The organism is Nodosilinea sp. LEGE 07298 (genome assembly GCF_015207265.1).
GTDB lineage: Bacteria > Cyanobacteriota > Cyanobacteriia > Phormidesmidales > Phormidesmidaceae > Nodosilinea.
This window is the reverse complement of record NZ_JADEXE010000554.1, coordinates 1-1,845: the sequence shown is the minus strand read 5'-3', so window position 1 is coordinate 1,845 and position 1,845 is coordinate 1. Positions and strand designations below refer to the sequence as shown.

The following is a 1,845-nucleotide window of genomic DNA, read 5'->3' as shown; positions in this document are numbered from 1 at the left end:
CCCTTAGCCCACCCTACGGGAATCGCCTGAAGCTATGGCAAAAAAAAGCAAGATTACCCATGCCAAAAAAGCCTTTAAGCATCAATTCAACGCCATGGTGCCGCTGATTTTGTCCGAGTGGCCCCAGCTAATTGAAGAAAACCTGCTGGCTACGGAGGGGGATCTGGAGCGGGCTGTAGACTACATCAGCGATGAAATAGACCATACCAAAACCCTCGTGCGCCGCCACCTCAATGAGCTAGCCAGCCTCATTGAGCCCGTCCGCGCCATTCCAGAGGCCATCTCAAACACAGCCTCCCGTGGTGCCGACAGCAAAGCAGCGTCGCTGGTTAACAAGATTCAGGACGCGGTGCCTGACCAAGTCGGCGAATTCTTAGAGGACCGTCTATCCGCTGCCAGCTCATCCTCAGAGAACGGGATATCGGCCAAAATTAGCAGCGCTCTAGAGGAAACCGTGCCCTCCACGGTTGACCAACTGCTGAACGATCTGGAGTCTCGCACCGAGCGCCTAATCGCAGAACTCAAGGCCGAAATGCTGCCCGAGCTAGAGAAAAAAGCCCGCAGCAATCTGGGCACCAGCCTGCTAATTGCCCTAGGGCTGGGGTTCATTTTGGGTCTGCGTTTGGGAGGCAAGCGTGAATAGCTCAACCTCCACCTGGGATCAAATCGAAGACTACGTTCGGCGGGTGCTGCGCCTGGGTTCCGTGCTGGTCGACATCCACCTGGATGTTGCCATGCAGGAGGCCAACTACGAAAAGCAGCGGCTGCTGGGCGGCTTCGTCATGCTGGCGATCGGGGTTGGTATGCTGGCCACGGCAGGGGTGCTGGCTGAGGTAGCCGGAGTGGTTTGGGTGCATTTGCTGGGGCTGTCGTGGTTGCAGGCCATTGGCGCTGTAGCCGGAGGCAACTTGGTAATGGGGCTGGGATTTTTGGGTTCGGCCAGAGCCCGACTCAGCGGCCCGGTGATGACCCAAACCCAGGCGCGGCTGACGCGATCGATCGCGCTGCTAAAGGCTAAAGAAGAGTAGGGTATAACGTTACTAACCGAAAAAACTGATTTGTTGTGCAGGTCTAGTGCCCCGCAGGCTTTAGCACCGTCTAGGTAAAATCAGCCGGTTGACTAGCCAGTCGAACCTGCCCAGATTCTAAGTCAATCACCTGATCAGCCCGTTGCAAGACAGCCTGACGGTGAGAAACGACTAGACAAGTCGGCGGGTAGACAAAGCCAAGTTTGTCGCGGTTCTGCTTACCTCCAAACAACTGCTCCCACAGGCTCTGCTCGGTTTCGACATCAAGGGCGCTGGAGAGGTCGTCGAAGACCATCAGGGCGGGCTGACGCAACAGCATGCGGGCGGCGGCGGCCCTTTGCTTTTGGCCCCCCGACAAACGAAAACCGCGCGTGCCGATTAGGGTATCGAGACCGTCGGGCATGGCCGCAAGATCGCGATCGAAAACGGCGGTGGCGATCGCCCGATCCAGCTGTTCTGGGCCAACAGCATCCCCCAGCCCCAGCAGCAAATTTTCCCGCAGTGAGGCGCTGAAAAGTTGGGGAATCTGCGGTGTGTAGGCCGCCTGAGGGGGCACCAAAAAATTTGCCGGGTCGAGAATCGGCTGACCATTCCAATACAGTGCGCCCGACTGCTTAGGCAGAAGGCCCAACAGCACCCGCAGTAGGGTTGTTTTACCCGCCCCCACTCGTCCGGTGATTACCGTCAAACTGCCCTGGGTAAGCGTAAAACTAATATTGCTGATGCCGCCACCGCCTGGATAGCGGTAGGTCAACCCCTCGACTCGTAGCTCGTGGAGGGGTTCGGAGGCGATCGCCCTTCCGAGTCGGTCTTTAAC

Annotated in this window: 3 protein-coding genes; 2 read left to right on the top strand and 1 reads right to left on the bottom strand. The window is 57.7% G+C overall.

Annotation, left to right across the window (positions count from 1 at the left end):
* The first annotated feature begins 34 nt into the window (after window positions 1-34).
* Together IQ273_RS32960 and IQ273_RS32955 are read left to right on the top strand one after the other, a co-directional pair.
* The gene (locus tag IQ273_RS32960) at window positions 35-643 is read left to right on the top strand and encodes a hypothetical protein (protein WP_194027282.1); all 609 of its coding nucleotides are present in this window, start codon (window positions 35-37) and stop codon (window positions 641-643) included.
* Window positions 636-1,028 (top strand): phage holin family protein, encoded by a 393-nt coding sequence (locus IQ273_RS32955; RefSeq protein ID WP_194027281.1) that lies wholly within the window; start codon window positions 636-638, stop codon window positions 1,026-1,028. Before IQ273_RS32960 ends, IQ273_RS32955 begins: the two co-directional genes overlap by 8 nt.
* A gap of 70 nt (window positions 1,029-1,098) precedes the next feature.
* Here IQ273_RS32955 and IQ273_RS32950 read toward each other — a convergent pair.
* The coding region (locus tag IQ273_RS32950; protein WP_194027280.1) for an ABC transporter ATP-binding protein at window positions 1,099-1,845 on the bottom strand (747 nt) is incomplete at its 5' end.